Origin of the sequence: Acidithiobacillus ferrooxidans ATCC 23270, assembly GCF_000021485.1 — a bacterium.
GTDB classification, from domain to species: domain Bacteria; phylum Pseudomonadota; class Gammaproteobacteria; order Acidithiobacillales; family Acidithiobacillaceae; genus Acidithiobacillus; species Acidithiobacillus ferrooxidans.
The window spans coordinates 2,849,372-2,874,459 of the sequence record NC_011761.1; the positions used below are offsets into that span (position 1 = coordinate 2,849,372).

Below are 25,088 nucleotides of genomic sequence, written 5' to 3' on the forward strand. Positions count from 1 at the left end.
TCAGTACCACTCCTTGGAAATGTCATCATGTGCGTGGCCAATATGGTCATTCGCCTCCGCGCGATTCTTCAATGCCTGATTCATTGCATGAAAACCCGCTTTTGTCGCCGCTGCCATGCTGGATATGAACATGCCCACCAGAATGCCTGAGAATTGCTCTCCCTGGGTGAACCGCGTGTACCCATGGCTGAGCGCGGCGAGCTGAAAGTAGTGCTGTCCATCGAATAAGCCCGGAAATCCCAAGCGGCCCAGCCAGCGTAATTCTTGTTGATCTGCTGCCTTCAGTACCTTCGGCCGGAAGGTCATGGCCCTGCGTTCCTCGGGTTGAATGGTCGCACGCAATTTCTCTCCCGGCTTCGCCACTCCGGAAAGCGAGCGAATGAAGGGATTCCATTGCGGATAGGCGGGGAAATCCATGAGGATGGACCACACGTGCTCCGGTGATGCTGCGATGTCGATCTCTGTCACGATCTGCTGCATGGCTATCCTTCGTCGTTGTGAAAAAATCCCATTTATTCGCCGCGATGGCTTAAAGCAGGTTCATCCCGCCGTCCACAAGAATCACCTCCCCGTCTGATAGCTCGATTCGATTAGCATCATGGCAACATCCGCGACGTCGCCAGGGCGCGCACCCCGACCCATGGGGGCATCGCGAAACCATTGTTCGCGAATGGTCGTCCATGGTTGATCAGTTTCCGGCGCTCACCATCCTTCAGCAAGTCTGCCTGAAAATAGTGGGCACCCGCCAGCGTTGCCGCCGCTTGTAGACCCGCAGCGGAGGAGGCGCGGGAATGCAGGGCCACCCAATATCCCGCCTGCGTTAAACGCTGCGCGATAGCCAGACCAATGCCGGAGGTGGCGCCGGTAACCAGTGCGACGCGCGAATTACCGGTCATGACAGTTGTATCGACTGATCATACGTGGCCACCTCCAGCAAATTGCCATCGGGATCCCGGAAGTAGACAGAGGTGATCGGCCCCGTGGCTCCAGTGCGGGGCACCGGACCGGCTTCCAGAGTGACTCCGCAGGTCTGCAGATGGGTGAGCACCCCCTGGATACCACCGGTGACAATGAAGCACAAATCCGCCGACCCGGGAGTGGGGCTGGTCGCATGGGGCGCTATGGGATGCCCTGCCGAATGCAGGTTGATTTTTTGCTGCCCAAAGGCCAAGGCCCTTCGCTGGTCACCAAAGGTGATTTCCTGCATGCCCAATACCCGTGAATAGAAGTCGATCGTAGCAGATATATCCACCACGGTCAGGACGACATGATCCAGGCGGTCTATGCGCATAGCGTGATCTCAGAGAGTGTTCGTGGAGAGGGACGGGGCCAAGGTCGACTCCAGCGTAGCAGTGATGAAGGGTAGATAAAACCAATGGTACTATGCTTTCGGATGGTATTGTCTAGTGGTCGAGTTCGACTGGGTGCCTGGCTCAAGGAAAGCATTACCCCGCCCGTCGCCAACGGAAACTGGATGGCCGCTACCAGTCTGGTACCGCCGATCAGAACCTAATGGAAGCAGAGCAGCCTTCAGCAGCTATCAAGATATATAGATATGGTTTCTGTCGTCCAGGTTGCCACACCGGCACCAAAGAAATCTCGATCCTCCGTCCAGATCGGACAATCCAGCAGCAGGGACGCCGCTACCGCCGGCCAATCCCGTTCGTCTCTCCGGGCAATTCTGGCTTTTGCGGCAATTTCTACAGGCGACAATGTTTCCTGGCCAATCAACTGTATGGCCGTCATAAGCGTATCTAACGCGTCCTGCCACACCACTTCGGATATTCCCCGGGCGGGAGCCAATTCTGCTAAGTAGTGCTTGGCTTCGTCATAATTTGCTTCGGCCACATAGAAACTGACCCTGTCACATGCATCGGCGATGAGCAATCGTACTCGCAGCCCCAAGACAGCACGAATCAGGATGTTGGCGTCTACAACCAACCGCCTACGCGGCATGAGCTTTTTTGCGCCATTCCTTGAACCCCGCTACCAGTTCGTCCTCTGTGATACCCATGTGTTCCATTTCTTCACGCATTCGCCGTCCTGCTTCGAGCAAAGCATCTCTTTCTGATTGGCTGGGTTTTTTAGGAACCGGGATGTAAAAGCCGATGGTCTGCCCATGTCGTGTCACCTCAATGGGCATTGAGGCTTCGAGATATTCGGCCAATTTGTCGCGTAATTCTCGCACTCCTACACGTAGGCTCATGAGCGCCTCCTTTCTGCCACGATGTGTACACAATATAATACACAAGTCGAGATCTATCAAGCTGAGGCACATTAAATCTTTCGCACCCCATCCCAGCGGAATACGTGGGCTCTGGTTGCCTGACTCGCGAAGGAACGCTCTGCAGCGGGAGCAGTCGTTCGTATGCTTATTCGACGCCGTCACCCGATTGGTCAATGATATGGGCGGCACCCAACGTTTCAGCCTCGGGGCTGAAACAGACATTGATCATCAGAAGAATATGTTATCGTGGCTGGGGCTTTGCGAAAGGCTTGGAGTATATGGGAGATCTAGGCACATACGTGGATGACTCCGCTTGACGCAATGCTGGCACAAATGAAAAATTATCAGTCACTATCGGCTACTACAACCTAGAAAAGGAAGCTTCAATGTCTCAGAAGGATAATCCAAAACGAGTTTTGCCAAAACTAAAACTAAGGTTCAAAGAGGCCAGCGTAAACGGCACTCGGCCGCCATGGAGAAATTTCCCAGCTCCTATATATGTGGCCTATACGAAAGATGAAATTCCCTGCCCATTTTTATTGTTGCTCGGTAACACTCAATTAGAGGTTATTTCCAAGAGAGTAACAAATTTAAACTTAATGAAACTAGATGTTATGAAAAGTCGCGCCGCTATTAATTTTGTTACATCAATGACATCCGTGAAACAAGACGATGTAAATACAGACTTTGTCATGAAGACATTTATAGATGCATCGATAATTTGGTACTCAAAGCTATTTATTGATTCAGATAATGGAAAAATTAAGCTTGACCACAAGAAAATATATGGGGATAACAAGCACATAAAATTACACAAAAAAATTGTTGAAATAAGGCATGGGGCAATAGCTCACCAGACCGGACGGTTCGACCTAGCTCTCGCTTTTGTAGCGTTAAATCCAGACGCCGAACAAAAGGAGATAATTGAGTTCTATTATAATTATATTTCCTACGGATCCATGGAACTCGAAGAACTAAAAACCTTTGAAGATATGCTCAATATTTTGATCGAATCAATTGACCAAAAGATTTATGGCGCAGAGGACAGGCTATTGAAGGATTTAACAGACAAAATTGGCATCGAGAAACTCTACGAGCTAAGCTTTAAGGTCGGAGATGAATCGGACATTTCTGGTTCGATATCTATAGAAACAAACTATGCATTCGATAACTATGAAACGTATAATAGATTTCACGGAGAAGAAGACTTGCTCCCTGGTCGTCAGTCATAGAGGCGTCCGGCGTTGATTGATCATACTTTACTTCTGCTGCCGGCCTGTTTCCGACCACCAGGGCAACAACGGTAGCAGAGCAGCATGAGCGGTCGTTCAAATTCGGGCGGATTGGTGTAAAGCCAAAAAAGTAGGATGGTTGTAGCCGAGGAGATCCAGAAATGTTATACGGCAATGTCGGGTGTTATGCTGCAAACCCGGCGCAGTTGAATTCCCGTTGGACGAAAAGAGTTTGAACCTGCCTGATCATCTTCAGCGTGTCAGGGCCGCTGCCGAGAGGGCCTTAGCGCCAATTCGCCCTGCTGGAGCATCGACAGCCACCCCGCAGAACCTTCTTTTTGACGCGCAACGCACGGACGCTGGTCGCAATCTGCCACCGTACTATCTTGTGTATTTTCTGCTGATCGACCTATTGGAGTTTAAGAACCTTGGCCAGTTCGAAAAGCTAGCTTGGTCTGTTCCCGTAGACTACAAGGGCAAGGCGTTTCTCATCGAACATAGAAAGTTTGGGATAGGCATCTTTGTAGACAATCCACAGGCACACGAGACAGAAGCGGCAGAAATCGCGACACGCATTCAAAAGGCTACAAAGGTGGCACGGCCCTACTTCGAGTGGCGCGCCGAGAGCGCTGTGGCCGATTCGAAACTCAATGTCAAGAACTACACCGACGAACTTCACCAGCGTTTTCAGTACGTTTATGGTGAATATCAAAAGATAGTGGCCGATATTCGGCGTGAGGAAGAACGGAGGAGGAGTCTTTCACGCGAGGAACGGATGTCAGATTGGGATGGCTATTTTTCCGAGCCCTACACGCTCACAGAAAAGGCTGCTTGGCTAGCGAGTGCGGCTATCGATGCATTCTTCAGTTTCACCGAGCATGTATTCATTCATCTCGCGATACTTCAAGGGACAATTAGCACGGGGAACGAGGTCGCATCTCTAGCTAGCGCTGATTGGGGCAATAAATTCAAAGCCGTCTTTGATCTCCAAGAGCCTACATCAAAGCGCTTCTATGACGACCTGACCGAGATTAGAAGACAGCATCGAAACTTCGTCGCACATGGGTCGTTCTGCTCGACGTCAATTATCTTGACCCATCGGCGACAATTACCTTGGCCGGTGAGTGAGGGACCCTAAGCTGTTACTGTGATACTACACCATCCTGTGAGTCCGTTTCTTCCAGGTCGCGCTTTACCTCCTTGGTTGTCACGGTGACGTTTGCGCGATTCTTGGCCGTCCGGCGCCGGTAGCTTTCTGCATGGAGCTCCAAGATGGTGGAGCGGTGGACCAGACGATCCACGGCGGCCACGGTCATGGCAGCCTCCGGGAAGACCTGATCCCATGCAGAGAAGGGTTGATTGGCTGTGATGGCCAGACTTTTCCGTTCATAGCGTTCCGAGATCAGTTCGAAGAGCACCGAGGTCTCGGCCTGATCCCGGCGAACATAGCTGAAGTCATCCAAAATCAGTAGGTCAAAGCGGTCCAGCTTGGCCAGAGTGGCCGGCAATCGGAGCTCCTTGCGCGCGGATTGTAACTGCTGAACCAAATCGCTGGTCCGTGTGAAGTATACCCGACACCCCCGTTCCACTAGGGCATGCCCCACAGCGGCCACCAAATGGCTTTTGCCGACACCAGGCGGGCCGAAGAGCAGCAGGTTGGCCCCTTCCTGGATCCATCCATCCGCCTCGGCCAAGGCTTGCACATGGGCTTTGGAGAGCGTGGGAACCACCGTGAAGTCATAGTTTCCCAGCCGCTTATCCGGTGGCAGGTTGGATTCCTGGCGACGACGTTCCAAACGCCGTGCCTCCCGCCCCAGGATTTCCTGTTCCAGAAGGGTCGCCAGGAAGCGCTCGGCGGGCCAGTCTTCCTGATTGGACTTTGTGGCGAGGCCTTGCCAAGCCTGTTTCATGGTTGGCAAGCGCAGATCGGTGAGCATCATGGGAAGTCGGGCGAGCGTGCTCGGGTTCATGCGGTCACCTCCATCAGGAGCTGATCATATTGCTCCAGGGACGGAACCGATATGATGGGGTCTGTCGGTACCGTTTGTGCGGGATGCAGGGCCATTCGGAGGGTCTCCAGACCGGGGAGTTCTCCCGCCGCCAGGATCTGGTCCAAACGCAATGCCAACTCCGCCTCACAGGCATCAGCCGCCAACTCCAACAGACCCACCATGATCCGGCAGGCGTCCCGCTCTGGGCAGCGCTCCTGTAAGCGCTCCCAGGTATCCCGGTAAGCCTGGCGAGGGAACAGGGCATCCCGGTATACCCAACGCATCAGGGCCCCGGGCTTGCGCCGGAGGATGGGCAGTACATGGCGATAATCGATCACCGCCTCGTCCCGCAGGCCTTTCTCCGCACGCACCACCAGAGTGCTGCCATAGTATGCTTCGATATGCTGGGTGTAGATGCGTACCTGCAAAGGATGGCCACGCAGACGGGACGGTGCGCTGTACGTGGTGTGGGATACTCGGAACACCCCATTGCTGCTGACCCGAACCGTCGTCTCGACGTAATCGCTGCTCCGTCGCTCGGGAAGAGGCTGGAGCAGCGGGCGTTCCTCGGCCAAACGCTTTTGCACCCGCCGATTCATGTGGGTGGCGACTTCCTCGACAAAGGCCTGATATGCGGCCAAATCGCTGAAGTCGCGATAACCCCGCAGCATCAGCGCCTGATTCAGGGCCTGCTTCAAAGTCCGTTGACGGGCCTCAACCGATCCATTTTCCTGGGACTCCCCCTGATTATTGGTGGTGGCCCGCAAATCGTAATCCCGACACAGGGCGGCATACCGCCGGGTCAACTCTTCGTGCTCGGATTGATTGTTATAGGCCGCCGTGAGGTGGTCCGTGCGGTGCTCTTGCGGAACGCCGCCCAGGCGCCAGAGGGCATTCTGTAGACCTGCAGAAAGGGATATGAAGCTCTCGCCACCCAGAACTACCTCGACGTGGCGCCACCCCGAGTAGGCCATCACGAACTGGTAGAGTTTATGGACCAGAATCTGCCCATCGATAGTGACGCATAACTCCGTGGCGTCGGTGTAATCCGAAAGGCATTGCCTTCCTGGATCGTGGGCCTGCGGGAAGTAAATCTCTCGATCCGGCCCCTCCAATGCCCGCCAGTCCCGAATGCGGCGTTGCAAGGTCCGGAGATGGCCAGGCTCTACCTCTCCCGGATGTAACCGCTGCATCTCCTCCAGCAAGGTCGTAGCCAACAAACCGGGGGCTTGCCGCAAAAGCGGCAAAATCTCACTTTGCCAGTAGGCCGCAAAGGGATCCTTGCGCGTGCGCCAGGTCCGTGGCCCCCTCTGGGAGGGCAGAGCAGCCTCCCGCCTTTCTAATCGTCGCGCCGTGCGCACACTAATTCCCATCTTGTTGGCAGCGGTCTCTTGCTGATACTGCCTGCGAAGTTCCTTGTATTTGTTCACCTGAATATCTCCCAACCACTTGCCGGGCATTGCGTCCTCCTGTCCTTACAGGTCAAGAACGCTACTTTATCCCTCACTCAGGCTCCTGCCCGGCGTCAGGTTTTACCGGCCAAGATAATTGTCGTCAGCCGGACAAGGTAATTGTCGCTTAGCAGTCGTTCGGAAAACAAGGCGAAGCCTTTAGCTTTCACTCCGGAGCGGGAGCTGCTCCCGTGCTCTTGCCTCACATGCGGGGATCGCGAAAGTTCGCCCTTACAGGCCCGCTCACTGTGAATGATCCTGAAGGCATTCAAGTGATCCTAAATTTTATGAACTATCTGTGGAGTGGTGGGCGTGAACCCGCAAGAATTTACCTTCAGCGAACCAGCTTGCCGGTTATTTTGACCATGGCCGCCAATGGCACATATGCCAAAGCCATGCAATCATGTGAAGAGATGGAAAGCTTGGCGGAGCACATGGTGGAACAGTGGGATCGATCGGCGAACATGGACTGGTAACTGTGAGATTGTCGTCCAACAAATCGTTGCAGCGGACGTTTGACCCGCCGGCCATTTTTGCTGCCAAAAAACGGCCGACGGGTCAAGCGCCGCTGAACTCCGGAGATAGATGGACGCCTTCGGCGCAAGAGGAGAAAATATAGAATTAACAAAAGTCAATGAAACATTCATTCCAATTATTGACGCATTGAAAAGTAACGATATTATTTCCGGCAGGAAATTAATCGAGTTGGTTATAGAAAAATATCACTCAAAACTACCAACATAACTCCTTGTTCAGAATACAAAAACGCGGTTAAGGAGCCTCTGATCTGGCGTTTTGGTATACTGGCTGGCATCAGCGATGCGTAGGGGGATGGCATGTCCGGGCAGATGGCCTTTGCGGAAGAACAGGATCTTTCCCGTCGGCGGAAGCAGACCAAGCGGGAGCGCTTTCTGACGGAGATGGATGCCGTCATTCCCTGGGCGCGCTTGGTGGCCTTGATCGAGCCCCATTATCCCCGAGGCGGTAGCGGCCGCAAGCCGATGCCGTTGGAGCGCATGCTGCGCATTCATTTTCTGCAGCAGTGGGGCACCTCGAAAAACCTTCCCACTTCGGCTGTATATGATAAAATATAACTAGTTGAATATTATGGGGTATGCCGGATGACACCACGAAAGAGCGCAATCAAAACCGACCTGTTTGCAGCGGATTTCCACCAGCAGAAACTGGATCAGTTGGGTGATCCATTGCTGCGCATCGCTTCCTGCATCGACTTTCCTGCCCTGGCGGCAGAGGTCGATCGTGTGGCCCCTCGTCCGGCGAGTCCCTAGGGCGGTCGCCCTCCTTATCCCACGGAAACCATGGTGCGGATATTGGTGTTAAAGCGCCTTTACAATCTTTCAGACGAGCAGATGGAGTATCAGCTGCTGGATCGCCATAGCTATCAGCGTTTTTGCGGTCTGGTGGATGCCGCACGTCTTCCGGATCGCGCGACCATCTGGCACTTTGAAAACCGTATTGGCGTAGCCGGTGCCGAAGCGCTGTTCGCGGCAGTCGAGCAGCAAATCCTGCAGCACGGCTATGTGGCCCGGGGGGGCCAGATCATTGATGCCACGCTGGTACCGGCACCCAAGCAACATTTCTCCAGAGATGACAAGGAACAGATCAAAAAAAACGCTATGCCTGCCGACTGGAGCCCAGCGAAACGCCGTCAGAAAGATCTGGATGCGACCTGGACGAAGAAGCATGGCAAAAGCACCTATGGCTTCAAGCTCTTATATGGATGCCTCCATGTGTGCAAGAGGATTGCGATGTCTGACATGTTGAGGTCGGGTTGCAGTCTTATATCCGGCCTTTGATGCAGGACATTAAGCCTGCTGGCCCTGATGAAATCCGCCAGGAAAGTCCTCATCTCTAAAGCGTCCTTATTAGGACAGAGAGCTTCCAGGTTCCCTTTCCTGCGGTCTGACCTGTTTTGCCATCAATCGTGTACCGCCTGCGCAACTCCTTTTGCTGAACGTCAACAATCCTGTAACTGTTACTATAGGGCGGCCGCATTCCTAGCGTGATTGGCCACATATTCTGTGTTTTTCACCAGCAGCGCCCAGATGGTTCGCGCCATCTTGTTGGACTGTGCCACGACCACCACATTATGGGGTCGCCGACTGAGCAGTTTGTCAATCCAGGGATTCCGATTCTTGATCTGGAAGTTCACCACCGCCCTGGCTCCATGGGTCAGCAATGTTCGGAGATAGGTATCCCCCCGTTTGCTGATCCCCAGTAATCGGACCTTGCCACCGGTCCCACTCTGGCGGGGAACCAGCCCCAGAAACGCCGCAAACTCCCGTCCTGAACGAAAGGACTTCATATCTCCCACGGTGGCGATAATGGCAGTTGCCGTAAGTAGCCCCACGCCGGGGATAGCCATCAATCGAGTCACGGCCTCTTGGCCTTTCTTCCACAGCGTCAAACGCTTTTCGATATCCGCAATATCCTTGTCCATCTCTTCAAGACGTTTTAATTGCTGACGAACCGTGTCCCGCAGCATGGGCGATATCGATTTTTCCAGGTCGGCCAAAGCATCAGGAACCTCTTTCAGCCCCCGCTGGCGGCCCTGCGGCAGATCAGCACCAAATTCGTAGAGCAGGCCCCGGATCTGGTTCACCTGCATAGTGCGCATCTTGATCAATTGCTCCCGCATACGGTGCAGCGACAGAACGGATTGCTGTTCCTCACTCTTGACCGCCACGAAGCGCATATCAGGCCGCTGTACGGCTTCCCAGATCGCTGCCGCATCGGCCGCATCGTTCTTGTTGGTCTTCACGAAGGGACGCACAAACTGGGCAGCAATCAAGCGGACCTCATGCCCCAGCTTACGCAATTCCCGTCCCCAATAGTGGGCGCTACCGCAAGCCTCCATCGCCACGATTCCCGGTTGGCGGTTGGCGAAAAACTCCAGGAGTGCACGGCGCTTCAACTGTTTGCGGTGAATCTCGCCGGTCTCCAGGTTTACCCAGTGCAGTTGCATGACCCTTTTTGCCAAATCCAATCCGTATGTTGTAACCTGCATGACGAGTCCTCCTTGTCCTTTACGTGGATAAATTTCCACCTTGGCACCTTGATGCCGTCCGGATCAAGCGGGGACTCCCTTCTGAAGCACCCCGCTGCCGGTCCTGTAGGGGGAGGCATCCATTACATCTCTATCGGAGTAGATCGCAAACACAAACTGATCCGCAAGCTGGTGACCGACACGGCCTCTGTCCACGACAGCCGGCACTTTGAAGTTGTACTGGATGACTGGAATACCAGTGCCGAAGTGTATGCGGATAGAGGCTACCCCAGTCAGGAGCGGGAAGAACAACTCAAGGCCCAAGGCTACCGGAGTCGTATCCAACGGAAAGGCAGCCGCAACCACCCACTGTCCGAATGCCAACAGCGGCGCAACCATAAAATCGCCAAAGTGCGGGCGCGCGTAGAACATGTATTCGGCACCATGGAGCAGATGGGCGGCAAGTGTATCCGGACCATAGGCCAGGCGCGGGCCGACTTTGCGCTGACCATGATGGCGGTTACCTACAACATCAAGCGACTGGGGTTTCTCGAAGTAGGTCCTATGAGGGCGGTGGCTTGCCCGTAATGCGGCAAATTATGGAAAAACAGCCGTAAAGAACAGCATTCGGCATCAAAACAGCAGGAAAATAACCTTAATTCTGATTTTTTAGATTATTCTTCGTTCTGAGCGCCGGTTTTTAGAGGTGCCCAGTGGTATGCCTACTCGGATCCTGGCATGGAAGAAGCCCTCTACGAGATCCCGCTGCTGCGGCGATTCGTGGGTGTCGATCTTGGCCGGGACTTTGTTCCCGATGAAACGACCATCCTGAAATTTCGTCGTCTGCTGGAGCGGCACGACCTGGCGCGCGCGATCTTCGAGGAAGTACAGGTCGTCCTGCGGGAGAAAGGCTTGCTGCTCGCCGAAGGCAGGATGGTGGACGCCACCCTGATCCATGCGCCGAGTTCCACCAAAAACCGGGAACGGAAACGGGACCCGGAGATGAGCTCGACGAAAAAGGGGAATCAGTGGTACTTCGGGATGAAGGCCCATGTGGCGACGGATTTGCAAGGGGTTGTCGAAGCGGTGGAGGTCACGGCGGCGAAGGTCCCGGACCACAAAGCCCTGGACGCTTTGCTGACGGGAGAAGAACCAGTCGTCCTGGCGGACAGGGGCTACGACTATCCCTCTTGTCCACGAGCGCCTGGCCGCGCAGGGAACCCAGGACGCCGTGGCCTTGCGCCGCACTCCCGGGCAGAGGAAAGGTCTGGCGGCTCCGAAGCGCTACAACCGGAGTGTGGCCCGGATCCGTGCCTTGGGAGAGCACGCCTTTCGGGTGCTGAAGTGCCAGTTCGGCACCCGCAAGACCCGCTACCGGAGCCTAACCAAGAACGGCGCCCAGCTCACCACGCTCTTTGCCCTGGCCAATCTCTACCTGCTGCGGCGTCGCCTGCCGGCTGCCTGAGGCGCACTGCGCCCAAAATCCGCCCCAAGGGGCAGAATGGACGGGATCTCGCCCACAAAATCGCTGAATGGGCCTATTTCGGGCAAATGCGCGGGGAGAAATCGGCGTTTTCATGCCTGATCAGGAGTTCCCTAGCTCCGGCGCGATATTATTGCCCCTGATCAGTCACGCACCTGAACGTAACGTCCGATTCCATAGGCGTCCATGTCGGAGCTCCAGAGTTGTGCACGCTCACGAAAACCATTCTTTTATTCATGCCAGCACAATAATCCCGCGCTTTGGCAAGTGCTAAAGATTCCAAATGCGAGAAAGTGCGCAATCCGCCACCACCCGAGGCCGCAACCATGTATGTATCGCGGTTGAGAGGGACAATTGCGCCAGCACTGGCACACCCCGCTAATGCCACCGCCATGACAACCAACAACAATAACTTCCTGCCTTTCATGCATTTCCCCTTTGTTTATTCAAGCCCAGCCTTGCGGTCAGCATCGATAAAATGAGTTATATTTAACCCATCGCATTGATTTATAACTAATTACACAACAATCCAATGCAAAGGGACGCTCAGACAGTCTACTGATAGCTTTAATGGGCCACTTTCCGTACCCCATCACAAGCTTGCCTGTTATTTTAAATCTGATCTCCGATCTGTGTGCAAGCAGCCCAGCTCTAACCTACCCAAAAAACTCCTCATCCAGCCTTCGGATTTCCAGGGTCTCTTCCACGCGGCACCCTACCCCATGACGGACCATCAGCCTGGAAAGTTGCTTGCCGTTAATCAGTACAATCCTTTTGCTCAGCATTTCTGCCGTTTCTCGTGCCTGCTGGGTAAAATCTGACGTGGTAATGAACAGCCCTTTACTGGCCTTGAACCGGTCCAGGCTGCCAAAGAAATCCCGAATGGCTCCAGCGCCCACCGTATTGCCTTCACCATAGCGCTTGGCTTGTATATAGATTCGGTCCAGACCCAACGGATCCTGGTCAATGATTCCGTCAATGCCGCCGTCTCCAATGCCGCCGACCAGCGCTTTCTCCACGTCCTCGGCGGATTGACCGCCGTAGCCCATGGCCAGCAAAAGCCGGATTACCAGAGCCTCAAAGAAGGCAGGAGAACCAGAGCGGACGCGCTGCAATAGTTCCTCTGCGAGCGTGGATTCCAATTCGTGGTAAGCCTGCCGCATCAGCTCATCGGGTGCCAATTCTTGGGTCGGCTCCTGCCGCTCCTCTTGAGTCGGGTCTTCATGATGGTGGTGAATGCTGACGAAGTCCTGAAATTCGTTGAACTGAGCCAAGAATTTTCGGTCAATCTTCTCTGGAGACTGAGCCAGCACCTTCCGGCCACGTTCCGTCAGAGAGAAATGACCGCGCTGGGTATTCACCACGAGGCCAGCCTTATTCAAGTAGGATTTTGCCCAGTTCACGCGGTTGGCAAACTGGGTTTGCCTTCCAGAGGGCAATAATTGGTCTCTTTCCAGTTGCGTGAGCGAAAAATCTTCAGCCAACTGTTCAACCACATCGGAAATGCGCCTTTCCCCCTGAATGGCAGACTTCAGGACGGGAAGCATGAGCGTTTGAAAGTCTGGTATGGGCATGGGTCACCGGGAATCAGTGGCTGCATTTAGGCTAAGTTACCATAAGCTGCGCATTCCGGCGATCGTGGGCAGTGATTCCGCTGATCGTGGGCACCTCCTGTCACAGGTCGGCAATATGGCGCCCCCAACGGAGTAGCCTTCGGGGTCTCGAACTTCTATTGGATCGGTTACCTTCCTCGCTTTTGGGAGGGAACCATGAGCAACAGGAGATTTGAGATGTTTACGATTCGTCAGATTTTGGTGTGGATGCGCCATGGCGACACTGACCGTAGTATCGCCCGCGCTGGACTCATGGGTCGCAGGAAGCTTGGGCTCTTGCGGCAGCAGGCTGCGCAAAGAGATTGGCTGGATCCTCGGCGGCCGTTGCCCGAAGATGCTGAGATGGCAGTTGCTCTATAGCGGCGTCCAGAGGGTCAGCCGACCCAGTGTCTCTCCAGCTTCAGGGAGCAGGAGGAGTGTGTCGCCGCGTGGGTGGCCCAGGTATCCAGGGGATCAACATCCATGCGGCCCTGGTGCGGCAGTACGGCTTCGGCGGCAGCTATTCCGCCGTCGAGCGGCTGATTCGCCAGATTCGTGCCGCCGCACCGCCGCGCGTCACCTCCCGGTTGACCTTCGCCCCGGGTGAGGCCGCCCAGGTGGATTTCGGCGCGGGCCCGCTGCTGGCTGATCCTCTGGGATCAGAAGGTGATGACTTCGTCGCATTGGCGCGCCGCGAGGTAGGGTGGTGAAAGCGTCGCTAAACAATGCTTCGCGTCGCGTGAAGGTGGGGCGCAACGACCCATGCCCTTTGCGGATCAGGGCAGAAGTACAAGCGCTGCCACGGACGGTCATAGGCAGCAGGAATTCGTTATCCCTTCATGGGGCGGAGATGATTAGATAACCGAGACGCCGTGATGTGATGCTGATCAGCGACAGTCCTGTCCCGCCGAGACTGGTTAGCTGCTTTGGGTCGGATGATGCCATTTGCTTTCCGCTGCCGAATGTCTGCAATCAGTCTTCTGCCGACGATCAGGGCTCATCGCTGGGCGACCGCTTCCGCTTTGATACCCGTCCGGCAGCACCCGGCCAGCTCCGGCCCGTCATGCACGTAATGAAAAAGGCGCCGACATTGCCGTCGTCGCCAGGAAATTACGATGCATTACAATGTATTTCTACATCGCAAAGCTATGATGCTTAAAAGCGCATCCTTACTGGCCTTCCAGTCACTCACCCATAAACTATGTCCCGTTAGGGTATAAGTTCTAAAGGAGGGCTTGCACATGGCCTTGCAGCGAGTAGCTCTCCACGCGTTCGACGCGAGCATGGCCTGCATGAGTTTGTGATGGACGCGCCAAGCAGCTGGGCAACTGACGATCAGTGGCCCACATTTCTGGATCATGGCTAGGGGGGGCATGTATTCGTTTTGCGTTATGCGACATCTAATGACACATTGCGCAAAATGACTGCCAGTCTCCCCATGATCACTGCCAAGTCTTTATCATCCGTGCTCGACACCGCGCTGAACGCACCGGCAAGCTCAACCTGCGCACTGAAGAAATTCGCGCGGCATTGCCCGGTGTCACTCCGACAGCCTTGCGCCAGCGATCTCCATACGCTTCGCGATGAGTTTCCGGCTTTCTTGCGCGTAAGGCTTTTGGCCTTCAGCTATTATGTTGAGCACAGCATAGTCGATAGGGGTCAACTCCGCCTATCTGTAGGGGTACTCGGCCGATTCTTGTATGGCCGTTTTGACCTCTTCTAGTGCGGTGGCGATATCGGTGCTGCCCAACTGGACCATGTTGGCCATCATCAACCGGAAATGCTCGGGCACCAACGCCAGGTCGATAAACGCCTGCCATGCCTCCGCTTCATTTAACTGACGCTGGGTCGCATTCGCAAAGGCGCGAAGCATGTGCTGCACGAACGCTGGCCCCAGTTGGGGAAAGGGTATCTGATGGCTAAACTGGAAAAACGGGGCCTTTTCCATCTGAAACATCCGCCGCAGGCCTTCGCTTGATGACCCGGTGAATACGGCTTTGATCTGGTCTCCATGCTTGTCGAGGCCGCTCCTCAGAGCGGCCACCAGTGCGCCATACCGCTTCTCGTCCGCCAGCGTCTGAATTTCGTCCACGAGCAGCAGTGTGGGGTTTTTCTTCTGGGCCAACGTGTTCATCCACTGCCGGAGATCCAGCATGCGGTCACTGGCCTCTGCCGTCCCTCGCTCCCATGATGCCTGTGCGCCTACTGTACCCGCATTGGCTCCGACACCTTTTGGTCCCGGTCGGCCCAACCGGCGCCATATGCCCGGAATAACACCCTCTCCCTCCGCGGCCTTTCGGATGGCATCGAGCAATACCGATTTGGGGTCCTCCCCGGACTCCCGCAGGGACACGTAAATGGTGATATACCCGGCATTTTCTGCGGTCGGCAGTAGGTCCTTACGGAGAAATTCCGTTTTCCCCATCCGCCGCTGGGCAAAGAGCACCAGGCTCTTGCTGAGTCCGATGCCCAACGTTTTCAGGTATTGATCGGCCAACGCTGTTCGCGGGTAGTGCCAGGGGTCTTTGGCCATTTCTATCCTGTTTTATTGCCATGATAGATAATTATCTATGTTACCGATAAAACCAGGTAATTCAATCGTTCTGCTTTGTTTGGAGGCTTCGGCTGCAAAAAGCGTAATGGACTGCACTTTGGAATACGGGTTGTCGTCGGACACATAGGACCAGCGTCTGAATTTCGTCCACGAGCAGCAGTGTGGGGTTTTCTTCTCCCCACCGTGGTCGACCGATTCATCGATTTACGGTCAGCCAGAACGGAGCCAGACTGAAGGTGGCGGACAAAGCCATCGACAAACTCAAAGACCGCATCCGAGAACTGACCCGCCACATCCGAGGCCACCGTTTGGCCGACATCGTGGCAAAGCTGAGAATAATTCTGCTTGGTTGGAAAATATACTTCGGCGTAGCCGAAGTGCTGAGTCCCGGTCCTCTGCGCGACATCGACAAACGGCTGCGGCGCAAGTTACGCTGCACTATCTGGAAGCAATGGGGCAGGTCAGGCTACCGGCAACTACGCAAACGCGGCGTATCCGTGCGCGAAGCATGGAACACCAGTAAAACGGTCCGTGGCGTTTGTCGAAAACCCGGCGCTATCGCTACAAGAAAGAGGAACTCCAAACATATGGCATTGCACCCGAATTTCCCACGCTCTCCCTACGAGGTATTGCCCCCAGACCTGCGCTGGTTCCCGGCAGCGGAAGAACTACGCAGTACAGCTTATGAAAAGCTGCTGCCTCCACTGGTCGCGAAAGTACGGGAAGAGGTAAAAGCATGGCGCGATACTGACTATGCGGGCGCCTCGTCAACGTCACGCGCACTGCTGGCTTGGTGGTTCGAGACCAGCCATATGATCGAACAAGCAGACGGCACACAAAACCAGTTCCGCTACTACTTCGCGCAGCGCGAAGCGGTCGAAACCGTCATCTGGCTCTATGAGGTGCGCGGCGCGCGCGACAAGTTCGACCTGCTGCGTTTCGACGCCTCTGGCGCCGTGTCGGCCAATATGTTCGATGAGGCGTGGCCGCGCTTCGTGGTCAAGATGGCCACTGGTGCGGGCAAGACCAAGGTGCTGTCGCTGCTGATCGCCTGGAGCTACTTTCACAAGCTCTATGAGGCGGATTCGACGTTGGCGCGCAACTTCCTGCTGATCGCGCCCAACATCATCGTGCTCGACCGCCTGCGCGCCGATTTCGACGGGCTGCGCATCTTCTTCAATGATCCTGTGCTGCCCGACAATGGCCATGCCGGCCACAACTGGCGCGACGATTTCCAGATGGCCCTGCACATCCAGGACGACGTGCGCATCGTTCGGCCGACCGGTAATCTTTTTCTGACCAACATCCACCGGGTCTATCTCGGCGAGGTGACCGAGCCCTCGCTGGAGGATGATGACCTGCGCGATTACTTCCTCGCGCCGTTCGGTGCCAAGCCCGTCGGCAAGACCACTGACAGCAACACCGACTTGGGCGAAATCGTGCGCGAGATTGATGAACTCGCCGTGTTCAACGACGAGGCGCACCACATCCACGACAGCCGCCTGGCATGGTTCCAGTGCATCCAGGACATTCACCACAAGCTGCTACAGAAAGACCTGCACTTGGCGATCCAGGTGGACGTGACGGCCACGCCGCGCCACGACAATGGCGCGATCTTCGTGCAGACCGTGAGCGACTACCCCCTGGTCGAGGCCATCGCCCAGAACGTGGTCAAGCACCCCGTGCTGCCGGATGCGGCCAGCCGGGCAAAGCTGGAGGAGCACAAGAGCCCGATCATCTCCGAAAAATATGCCGACTACCTCACTCTGGGCATCGAGGAATGGCGCAAGAGCTACGCCGAACACGAGAAGCTGGGCAAGAAGGCGGTGTTGTTCGTCATGGTGGACGACACCAAAAACTGCGACGAAGTGGGCAGTCACCTGGAGCGGATTTGCCCGGAGCTACAGGGAGCGGTGCTGGTAATCCACACCAAGAACAACGGCGAGATTTCCGAGGCGGCCTCCGGCAAGAGCAAGGAAGATCTGGAGTTGCTGCGCAAGCAGTCCAATGAAATCGACACCTGGAAATCGCCCTACAAGGCGATTGTCTCGGTGCTGATGCTCAAGGAAGGCTGGGACGTGCGCAACGTCACCACCATCGTTGGCCTGCGCGCCTATGCCGCCAAGAGCAACATCCTGCCGGAACAGACCCTCGGGCGCGGCTTGCGCCGCATGTATTTCGGCAGCGACCAGCGCGAGACCGTCTCGGTGATGGGCACGCCGGCTTTCATGGATTTTGTGGAATCCATCCAGAACGAGGGCGTCACCTTTGACCGTGTGCCGATGGGCGGCGCCGGTGGACGGCAACGGCAAGATTCTCTGGTTGTCGAGGTCGAAACCGAATCGCCCGACAAGAACATCGACGAACTCGACATCACGGTGCCGCGCCTGACCCGGCGCTACAACCGGGAATTCAAAGACCTGACCGAGCTGGAGCCGGAACACTTCGGCAACCCGAAGCTGCCGATCAAGGCCTTCACGCCGGAAGAAACCCGCGAGATTGTCTTCAAGACCATGCTCGAAGGCGAGGTCGATCACACCATGCAATTGGATGGCAGCGGGCCAGGCGATTACCGCTCCGTGGTGGCGTTTTTCGCGAGGCAACTCCTCAAGGACTTGCGCCTTGTCGGCGGTTACGACCAGCTCTATCCCAAGGTCAGATCCTTCCTTCGCGACCACCTCTTCACTCAGCCGGTCGATCTGGAAGACCCGGTGATCCTGCGCAACCTGTCCGAACCGGAAGTCGGCAAGCTGGTGTTCGATCATTTCCGCGCCGCGATCAACGCCCTGACGATCTACGAAGGCGGCAGCTCGCGCATCGACGGTCATATCCGGCTTCGGGACACCCGGCCTTTCCGAACCGAGCCGCGCGACTTCGTGCAGGCAAAGAAGTCGGTATTCAACCGCATCGTCGGCGAAGCCAACGCGGGCGGCCTTGAGCTGGCCTTTGCCGCGTTCCTGGAGGCTGCGCCCGACGTGCGGGCCTTCGGCAAGAACTACATGGCCGTGGGCTTCAAGATCGAATACGTCAAAGCCAACGGCGAGTTGTCCACCTACACGCCGGATTTCATTGTGCGCATCAGCAACGGCGAGGTCTGGATCGTCGAGACCAAAGGCCGCGAAGAACTCGACCTGCCGCAGAAAATGGCCCGCCTGCGGCAGTGGTGCGAGGACGCCACCGAAGCGAGCAAGGACGACGGCGGGCCGAGTTACCACTTCGTCTATGTCGATCAGGAGGGCTTCGAGCAGCACAAGCCCTCGACGTTCGCGGGCTTGGCCAGCGTATTCCGTGAATACCAAGACGAGGGCCGCTGACCATGGCAAAACAAGACAAGAAAGCCTACGACCTGAGCGAAGCCGAACAACGCGACCTGGTGACCCTGATCCAGCAAGGCAAGGCCCTGCCGGAGAAATACCGCTTCATCCTGTTCGAGGACAAGCGCGAGGTCGAGCTGGTGTGGAACGGCAAGACGCGGGACGTGTGCACCACGGTGCTGCCCTTCCAGACCCTGGAGCATGTGGACGAGCCGCGCGCCGAGACTAAAACCCAGGGAGATCTGTTCGACCCGCGCGGCCGCCAGGTCAGGGGTTGGACCAATAAGCTGATCTGGGGCGACAACAAGCTGATTCTCTCCTCGCTCAAGAGCGGCGCGCTGCGCCGCCAGATCGAGGACGCGGGCGGCTTGAAGCTGATCTACATCGACCCACCATTCGATGTCGGCGCGGATTTCAGCATGGATGTCGAGATCGGCGGTGAGACCTTCCACAAGGAAGCGAACTTACTCGAGCAAATCGCCTACCGCGATACTTGGGGGCGGGGGGCGGATAGTTTCATTTCAATGATCTATGAGCGCCTGATCCTCATGCGCGATCTGATGGCAGAGGACGGGAGCATCTATGTGCATTGCGATTGGCGACTGGCAAGTCTTGTCCGTATCGCATTAGATGAAGTATTTGGGAAAGGAGGCGATAACGAAGCTCCTGGATTTCGGAACGAGATCATTTGGTACTTCAGTCAAGGTGGAAAGGGGGTAAAGCACTGGGCGCGAAAACACAATACCATCCTTTATTATTCTAAGACTGATTCTCCTATCTTTAACCAAGATGCGGTCAGACTTCCGTTTACTCCACATAAGCAGGATGAGAAGGGCGAGAACTATGGCGGGCGTATGGGCGTTGACGAGGACGGACGGCGTTACGTAGAAAAGTGGGGAACTGGGAAGAAGAAGCTATATCGGTACTACCTGGATGAAGGCAAATTACCCGAGGATGTTTGGACCGACATTCAGTCTATTCAGTCTGCGGCAACTGAACGCATGGACTACCCGACTCAAAAGCCGGAAGCCCTTCTCGAGCGCATTATCAAGGCTAGTAGTAAAGAAGGAGATTTGGTTGCCGATTTTTTCGTTGGTTCCGGCACGACCGCTGCCGTCGCCGAAAAATTGGGGCGCAAATGGATTGCCACCGATCTTGGGAAATTCGGTATCCATACGACCCGCAAACGGCTCATCGGTGTACAACGCGAGAAAAAGGCCGCCGAACAAGACTTCCGTGCTTTTGAGGTGTTGAACCTTGGCCGCTACGAGCGCCAAGCCTACTTGAATGTCGGTGGGCGGCTCTCAGGCGAACAGAAGGCCCAAGCCCTCACCCAGAAAGAAAACGAGTTCCGCGACCTGATCTTGCGCGCCTACAAGGCCACAGAATTTGGCGGCACCGAAGGCACGCAGGCGCAGGACGGCTTTTTCCACGGCGCGCGCAATGGCCGGCTGGTGGTGATCGGGCCGATCAACCTGCCCGTGGGTCGGCTGTTCGTTGAGGAAGTCATTACCGAGTGCCGCAAGCGCGGTGCTTCGCGTGTAGACGTGCTGGCCTTCGAGTTCGAGATGGGGTTGTTTCCGGCCGTGCTTGAGGAAGCGCGTGGCAAGGGCATCGACCTGGCCCCGAAATACATTCCCGCCGAGGTGTTCGACAAGCGGGCCATCGACAAGGGTCAGGTGGTGTTCCACGACATCAGCTTCGTCGAAGCCACGCCGCGCTACGACAAGAAGAACAAGTTCGCGGTCACCATTGAGCTAACGGATTTCTCGGTCTATTACACCCAGGGCGCCGCCGAGGCCGCGATTGCCGCCATGAAGGAAGGCAAGAGCGAGGTCATGTGCGAACAGGGTCAGCTCTACAAGGTGAGCAAGAACAAAGAAGGGATCGTCACCAAGGCGCGCCTGACCAAGCACTGGACGGACTGGGTGGATTACTGGGCGGTGGATTTCGACTATATGAGCCGCAGAGAAATCATCAAGGTGCCAGTGGGCACCGGCCTCAGTGGAGTCGCCTCACTGCTAGGCATTGAACCGCCGCAAGACGAACTGATTACGCAGGAATTCGAGGAGCGCTGGACGGGCGGCTACATCTTCGAGAATGAATGGCAGAGCTTCCGCACCCGCCAGAATCGCGACCTGGAGCTGGCAACGGCCGTGCATACTTATGACCGGCCGGGGCGCTACACCGTAGCTGTCAAGGTAATCGATATTTTCGGCAATGACACGATGACGCTCGTGCCAGTGAACATTGGTTAATCGCAGTTCCCCGTGCGAAAACATATAAACAGTGAGTAGGAGATGGGTGATAATGCAAAGCAAGAAAACACGGTCCCAAGCGATCAACGAGGCGCTGAAACAGCCGAACGGCGCGCGGTTCTACCGGTGCGCTCTGCAGGTTAATCCGTTCGCCTATCACGACCGCCATGCCAAACAGACCGCCTTCCAAAACGAGGCTGATTATAACTCCGCGATTATTGAGGCTTGCCATGCCAACAACATCGAGGCCATTGCCGTCACTGATCACTATCGGATCAGCGATTCGCGGGGTTTAATCAACGCGGCTCGTGCGGCGGGAATTTTCGCCTTCGGTGGGTTCGAGGCGGCATCAGATGACGGCGTACATTTCTTGTGTCTCTACGATCCCGACAAGGACGACAGCCTGGAACGCTTAATCGGCCAGATGGGCGTGGGGGATCACAAGGCAATCTCCCCGAATGGGGATAAGAACTGCCTCAAGTTACTGGAATGCGTCCGCAAACAAGGTGGCATCTCAATCGCTGCCCATGTCGCCGCTGACAACGGCTTGTTGGCGACGCTTGAGGGCCAGCCGCGCATGAATGCGTGGCAGTCCCGTGATCTGTACGCCTGCGCACTGCCAGGGCCAATTGGCGACGCCCCGCAAAATGTACGCGCCATCCTGGAGAACAAAGACGCGGCGCACAAACGCGAGCGCCGTGTCGCCGTCATCAACGCATCTGATGTGAACAGCCCCGAGGATTTGGCTGAGCCACGGTCAAGCTGCTTCATAAAAATGTCGGCACTGTCGGTAGAAGGCCTTCGCCAAGCGTTCCTCGATCCAGAGTCTCGGATACGCTTGCATAGCGATCCAAGCCCGGAACCGCATGCCGAGTTCATTGCCATGGCTTGGGAAGGCGGCTTCCTTGACGGAACGCGACTGCATTTCAACGGCAACCTAAATGTGCTGGTGGGTGGCCGGGGGACCGGGAAATCGACCATTATCGAGAGCCTTCGCTATGCGCTGGCGATCGACCCCATTGGAGAAGAGGCAAACAAGGCCCATCAGGGCGTTCTGAAATACGTCCTGAAAAGTGGCACCAAGATTTCGCTGCTCGTGCGGTCGCATCATCCCGCCAAGCATGATTACACCATCGAGCGGACGATACCCAACCCGCCTGTGGTCAAGGACGAGCTAGGTAACGTTCTAAACCTGTCGCCCCTTGACGTAGCACCGAGCGTCGAGATATTCGGCCAACACGAAATATCGGAACTGACCAAGAGTCGCGGGAAGCTGACGCTGCTACTGGAGCGGTTTGTCGAACGTGATCCGAACGCGGGTGCCCAGAAGGCGAAATTGCGCCTGGATCTGGAGCGCTCGCGTGGCCGGATCACTGATGTGCAACGAGAAATCAAGCTGATCGAGGAGCGCCTTAGCCTTTTGCCGAGTCTGGAAGAGACGCAAAAGCGATTTCAGGATGCCGGTCTGGAGGAACGTCTGAAGGAGAAGAGTCTCCTGGTGCGGGAAGAGCGCATTTTGGCGACCATCAAGGAAAGGCTGGCTCCGGTTTCGACGTTACGCCAGGAGCTGGCCGGGCTCCTGCCGATCGATACTGCTTTCCTATCCGCCAAGGCGTTGGAGGGTTTGCCGAACAGCGCGCTGCTCATCGAGGGCGCAGCCATTCTTGATCGGATGACGGCGCAACTTGAAGCGGTCGCTGGGCAGATCGAACAGGAGCTTTCCGTGGCCGATACTAGCCTGTCGGCATTGCGCGGTCATTGGGACCAACGCAGGCAAGCGGTAGAAACCACCTACCAAGCTCTCTTGCGTGAACTTCAGAAATCCAAGATTGATGGCGAGGAGTTCATCCGCCTGCGTCGGCAGATCGAGGAATTGAGGCCGCTCCGGGAGAAAAAGGAAGCCCTTACCCGTGACTTGGCCGCATACCAACAGAATCGGCGCAACTTGCTTGATGAGTGGTTCAATCTTCAATCCGCCGAGTACCGTGCCTTGGAGAAGGCAGCCAAGCGTGTTTCTAGGAAACTGGGCGGTCGAGTGCGTGCCATGGTCATGATGGGGGGCAATCGTGAGCCGCTCGAAAAGCTTCTGCGTGATGAAATTGGCGGCAACCTTGCCGCGCTGCTGGAGCGTTTGAAAAGCCGCGATACTCTGTCGCTGATGGACTTCGCCCAATGCTGCCGCGAGGGCAAAGATTCGCTTATCAGCAACTACAGCCTGCCGTCGGCAGCGGCCGAACGCCTAGCCCAGGCGGATCCCGACATTTTCATGAGGATGGAAGAGCTGGAATTACCAGCAACAACTCAGATCGAACTAAACACCTCATCCGAGGGCGAGCCGGAAACCTGGCAAACGATTGAAGCACTTTCGACCGGCCAAAAGGCAACAGCCGTTCTTTTGCTACTGCTGCTTGAATCGGAAGCTCCTCTCGTCGTTGATCAGCCTGAGGATGACCTCGACAATCGCTTCATTACCGAAGGTGTTGTACCGACGATGAGGAATGAGAAACGCAAACGGCAGTTCGTCTTCTCGACCCACAATGCTAATATCCCCGTGCTTGGTGACGCCGAGTTGATTATCGGCCTCTCAACAGGTATTCAGAACGAAGTCGTTCAAGGGCGTGTCAACGAACGGCACATGGGCTCGATTGATATGCAGCCCGTGCGCGAGATGGTCGAGGAAATCCTTGAAGGCGGAAAAACCGCTTTTGAGATGCGCCGCCAAAAATATGGATTTTAGACATGACCATGACCTACACCGAACTGCTAGAAATCATCCGCAACGGCGAGAATTCAGGCGTTGAATTCAAGCGTGACGATATTCAGAACCATGACTTGGCAAAGGAACTCGTCGCCTTGACCAATTTCGAAGGCGGGATCGTCCTGTTGGGGGTTGAGGATGACGGTAGCATCAGCGGTATCACACGGCAGAAACTTGAAGAGTGGGTAATGACTGCCTGCCGGGACAAAATACGACCTGGCCTTATTCCGTTCTACGAGCAGATTAGGGACGTTGAGCCAGGAAAAGATGTCGCTATCGTGCGCGTTTCACGTGGTCTCGATGTTCATACCCTATGGCACAACAATAAGAACAGCTATTTCATCAGGGTGGGGACTCAGAGTCGCGAGCCGACCCCGGAAGAGCTCGGTCGGCTGTTCCAGCAGCGTGGTAGCTTCCGAGCTGAGCTGCGACCAGTATCCGGCGCAACACTCGCCGACCTGGACATGCGGCGCCTATCGAATTACTTCGCTCAGGTGAGGGAGCAGGTCGTGCCGGAAAACAATGATGAAGCCGCGTGGAGGGCCCTTCTGTTCAACACCGAGATCATGGTCGAGGACGGCATCACTGTTTCAGGCATTCTTCTGTTCGGTAGGACACCCAATCGATTCCTGCCTCAAGCTGGTATCGACGCCGTTGCCTTTCCGGGCGTAGATAAGGACTATGCCGCCCGTGAAAGGGCCGCCTTGCGGGGGCCGATGACTCCGCTGCTAAACGACGCAGGCGATATCGTCGAAGCTGGCTTGGTCGAGCAAGCCATCGCCTTCGTCCAGCGCAACACTGCTATCGGAGGGCAACTTGAAGAAGGCGGTGCGCGCCGCGAGAACCTCCCAGCTTATCCCCGCGAGGCCATCCGCGAAGCGATCGTCAACGCCCTGATTCATCGAGACTATCTGCTCTCAAGCACTGACATTGAGCTTTCGATCTATGAGGACCGACTAGAAATTACTTCCCCAGGCAGATTGCCAAATGGTATTACGCCGGCGCGGATGCTGACCGGCTGCCGTGCGACACGAAACCAGCTCATCAAGGATGTTATGCGCGACTACCGCTACCTCGAACATTCCGGCATGGGCGTCCCACGCAAGATCGTTAAGTGCATGAGGGAACACAATGGCACCGAGCCTCAGCTAATTGAGGATGGAGAGCTTTTCACGGTCCGCCTTCTTCGGTAACCAACGGCTGGGGCATGAAAGCCTCGCG

21 protein-coding genes and 5 pseudogenes are annotated in these 25,088 nt (G+C 55.9%); 15 read left to right on the top strand and 11 right to left on the bottom strand.

Annotation, left to right across the window (positions count from 1 at the left end; all coding sequences use genetic code 11):
- From AFE_RS14515 to AFE_RS14535, 5 genes are all read right to left on the bottom strand, one after another.
- The gene (locus AFE_RS14515; RefSeq protein ID WP_012537635.1) at positions 1-480 is read right to left on the bottom strand and encodes an SRPBCC domain-containing protein; all 480 of its coding nucleotides are present in this window, start codon (positions 478-480) and stop codon (positions 1-3) included.
- 116 nt (positions 481-596) lie between these two features.
- The gene (locus AFE_RS14520; RefSeq protein WP_012537636.1) at positions 597-896 is read right to left on the bottom strand and encodes an SDR family oxidoreductase; all 300 of its coding nucleotides are present in this window, start codon (positions 894-896) and stop codon (positions 597-599) included.
- A complete protein-coding gene (locus tag AFE_RS14525; protein WP_012537637.1) occupies positions 893-1,291 on the bottom strand; it encodes a VOC family protein in 399 nt (132 codons plus the stop codon). The genes AFE_RS14520 and AFE_RS14525 overlap by 4 nt, the downstream gene beginning before the upstream one ends.
- A 239-nt stretch (positions 1,292-1,530) precedes the next feature.
- Positions 1,531-1,941 carry a PIN domain-containing protein gene (locus AFE_RS14530; protein WP_225487348.1) on the bottom strand — a complete coding sequence of 137 codons (411 nt, stop codon included), beginning with the start codon at positions 1,939-1,941 and terminating at the stop codon, positions 1,531-1,533.
- A 4-nt stretch (positions 1,942-1,945) separates the two neighbouring features.
- The gene (locus AFE_RS14535; protein ID WP_012537639.1) at positions 1,946-2,206 is read right to left on the bottom strand and encodes a prevent-host-death protein; all 261 of its coding nucleotides are present in this window, start codon (positions 2,204-2,206) and stop codon (positions 1,946-1,948) included.
- Positions 2,207-2,613: 407 nt separating this feature from the next.
- On the opposite strand from AFE_RS14535, the gene AFE_RS14540 reads away from it, so the two are divergent.
- Both AFE_RS14540 and AFE_RS14545 read left to right on the top strand, forming a co-directional pair.
- The gene (locus AFE_RS14540; RefSeq protein WP_012537640.1) at positions 2,614-3,459 is read left to right on the top strand and encodes a hypothetical protein; all 846 of its coding nucleotides are present in this window, start codon (positions 2,614-2,616) and stop codon (positions 3,457-3,459) included.
- A gap of 217 nt (positions 3,460-3,676) precedes the next feature.
- Positions 3,677-4,597, top strand: coding sequence for a hypothetical protein (locus AFE_RS14545; protein ID WP_148208628.1), 921 nt, complete (start codon positions 3,677-3,679; stop codon positions 4,595-4,597).
- A gap of 4 nt (positions 4,598-4,601) precedes the next feature.
- On the opposite strand, the gene istB is transcribed toward AFE_RS14545, so the two are convergent.
- Both istB and istA read right to left on the bottom strand, forming a co-directional pair.
- Positions 4,602-5,429 carry an IS21-like element ISAfe9 family helper ATPase IstB gene (istB, locus tag AFE_RS14550; protein WP_012536793.1) on the bottom strand — a complete coding sequence of 276 codons (828 nt, stop codon included), beginning with the start codon at positions 5,427-5,429 and terminating at the stop codon, positions 4,602-4,604.
- Complete coding sequence (gene istA / locus AFE_RS14555; RefSeq protein ID WP_012536794.1) at positions 5,426-6,910, bottom strand: IS21-like element ISAfe9 family transposase; 1,485 nt, start codon at positions 6,908-6,910, stop codon at positions 5,426-5,428. Before istA ends, istB begins: the two co-directional genes overlap by 4 nt.
- 239 nt (positions 6,911-7,149) lie before the next feature.
- Between istA and AFE_RS14560 the strand changes: the two genes are divergently transcribed.
- From AFE_RS14560 to AFE_RS14575, 4 genes and pseudogenes are all read left to right on the top strand, one after another.
- The gene (locus AFE_RS14560; protein ID WP_009565743.1) at positions 7,150-7,377 is read left to right on the top strand and encodes a hypothetical protein; all 228 of its coding nucleotides are present in this window, start codon (positions 7,150-7,152) and stop codon (positions 7,375-7,377) included.
- Positions 7,378-7,486: 109 nt separating this feature from the next.
- A complete protein-coding gene (locus AFE_RS16435; RefSeq protein WP_012607643.1) occupies positions 7,487-7,645 on the top strand; it encodes a hypothetical protein in 159 nt (52 codons plus the stop codon).
- 104 nt (positions 7,646-7,749) lie between these two features.
- Positions 7,750-7,947: pseudogene (locus AFE_RS14565) on the top strand (IS5 family transposase); the annotation flags it as partial.
- Between the two features lie 75 nt (positions 7,948-8,022).
- Positions 8,023-8,634: pseudogene (locus AFE_RS14575) on the top strand (IS5 family transposase); the annotation flags it as partial.
- A gap of 266 nt (positions 8,635-8,900) precedes the next feature.
- Here the strand turns inward: AFE_RS14575 and AFE_RS14580 are convergent.
- Positions 8,901-9,929 (bottom strand): IS110-like element ISAfe1 family transposase, encoded by a 1,029-nt coding sequence (locus AFE_RS14580; protein ID WP_012536826.1) that lies wholly within the window; start codon positions 9,927-9,929, stop codon positions 8,901-8,903.
- 126 nt (positions 9,930-10,055) lie between these two features.
- On the opposite strand from AFE_RS14580, the pseudogene AFE_RS14585 reads away from it, so the two are divergent.
- Positions 10,056-10,496: pseudogene (locus AFE_RS14585) on the top strand (transposase); the annotation flags it as partial.
- Positions 10,497-10,622: 126 nt separating this feature from the next.
- Positions 10,623-11,373: pseudogene (locus AFE_RS17185) on the top strand (IS5 family transposase); the annotation flags it as partial.
- Between the two features lie 148 nt (positions 11,374-11,521).
- Here AFE_RS17185 and AFE_RS14595 read toward each other — a convergent pair.
- Positions 11,522-11,818 carry a hypothetical protein gene (locus AFE_RS14595; protein WP_041646670.1) on the bottom strand — a complete coding sequence of 99 codons (297 nt, stop codon included), beginning with the start codon at positions 11,816-11,818 and terminating at the stop codon, positions 11,522-11,524.
- Between the two features lie 229 nt (positions 11,819-12,047).
- Complete coding sequence (locus tag AFE_RS14600; protein WP_012537644.1) at positions 12,048-12,965, bottom strand: restriction endonuclease; 918 nt, start codon at positions 12,963-12,965, stop codon at positions 12,048-12,050.
- A gap of 467 nt (positions 12,966-13,432) precedes the next feature.
- On the opposite strand from AFE_RS14600, the gene AFE_RS14610 reads away from it, so the two are divergent.
- The 3 genes and pseudogenes from AFE_RS14610 (at position 13,433) to AFE_RS16440 (ending at position 14,142) form a co-directional block, all read left to right on the top strand.
- Positions 13,433-13,693, top strand: a complete 261-nt coding sequence (locus AFE_RS14610) for a hypothetical protein (RefSeq protein ID WP_009565616.1) — start codon at positions 13,433-13,435, stop codon at positions 13,691-13,693.
- 60 nt (positions 13,694-13,753) lie between these two features.
- Positions 13,754-13,798, top strand: a pseudogene (locus tag AFE_RS17155) (SEC-C metal-binding domain-containing protein); the annotation flags it as partial.
- A 62-nt stretch (positions 13,799-13,860) separates the two neighbouring features.
- Positions 13,861-14,142 carry a hypothetical protein gene (locus AFE_RS16440; RefSeq protein ID WP_158303831.1) on the top strand — a complete coding sequence of 94 codons (282 nt, stop codon included), beginning with the start codon at positions 13,861-13,863 and terminating at the stop codon, positions 14,140-14,142.
- A gap of 510 nt (positions 14,143-14,652) precedes the next feature.
- Here the strand turns inward: AFE_RS16440 and AFE_RS14615 are convergent.
- Positions 14,653-15,516, bottom strand: a complete 864-nt coding sequence (locus AFE_RS14615; protein ID WP_009565614.1) for an ATP-binding protein — start codon at positions 15,514-15,516, stop codon at positions 14,653-14,655.
- Between the two features lie 257 nt (positions 15,517-15,773).
- Here AFE_RS14615 and AFE_RS14620 point away from each other — a divergent pair, with 257 nt between their 5' ends.
- Genes AFE_RS14620 through AFE_RS14635 form a run of 4 tightly spaced genes read left to right on the top strand, consistent with a single transcriptional unit; the run spans position 15,774 to position 25,060 of the window.
- The gene (locus AFE_RS14620) at positions 15,774-18,851 is read left to right on the top strand and encodes a group II intron maturase-specific domain-containing protein (protein WP_225487349.1); all 3,078 of its coding nucleotides are present in this window, start codon (positions 15,774-15,776) and stop codon (positions 18,849-18,851) included.
- Between the two features lie 2 nt (positions 18,852-18,853).
- Positions 18,854-21,109 carry a DNA methyltransferase gene (locus AFE_RS14625; protein ID WP_009565613.1) on the top strand — a complete coding sequence of 752 codons (2,256 nt, stop codon included), beginning with the start codon at positions 18,854-18,856 and terminating at the stop codon, positions 21,107-21,109.
- 49 nt (positions 21,110-21,158) lie between these two features.
- Positions 21,159-23,846 carry a TrlF family AAA-like ATPase gene (locus tag AFE_RS14630; protein ID WP_338075744.1) on the top strand — a complete coding sequence of 896 codons (2,688 nt, stop codon included), beginning with the start codon at positions 21,159-21,161 and terminating at the stop codon, positions 23,844-23,846.
- A 2-nt stretch (positions 23,847-23,848) separates the two neighbouring features.
- Complete coding sequence (locus AFE_RS14635; RefSeq protein WP_009566737.1) at positions 23,849-25,060, top strand: ATP-binding protein; 1,212 nt, start codon at positions 23,849-23,851, stop codon at positions 25,058-25,060.
- Positions 25,061-25,088: the final 28 nt, after the last annotated feature.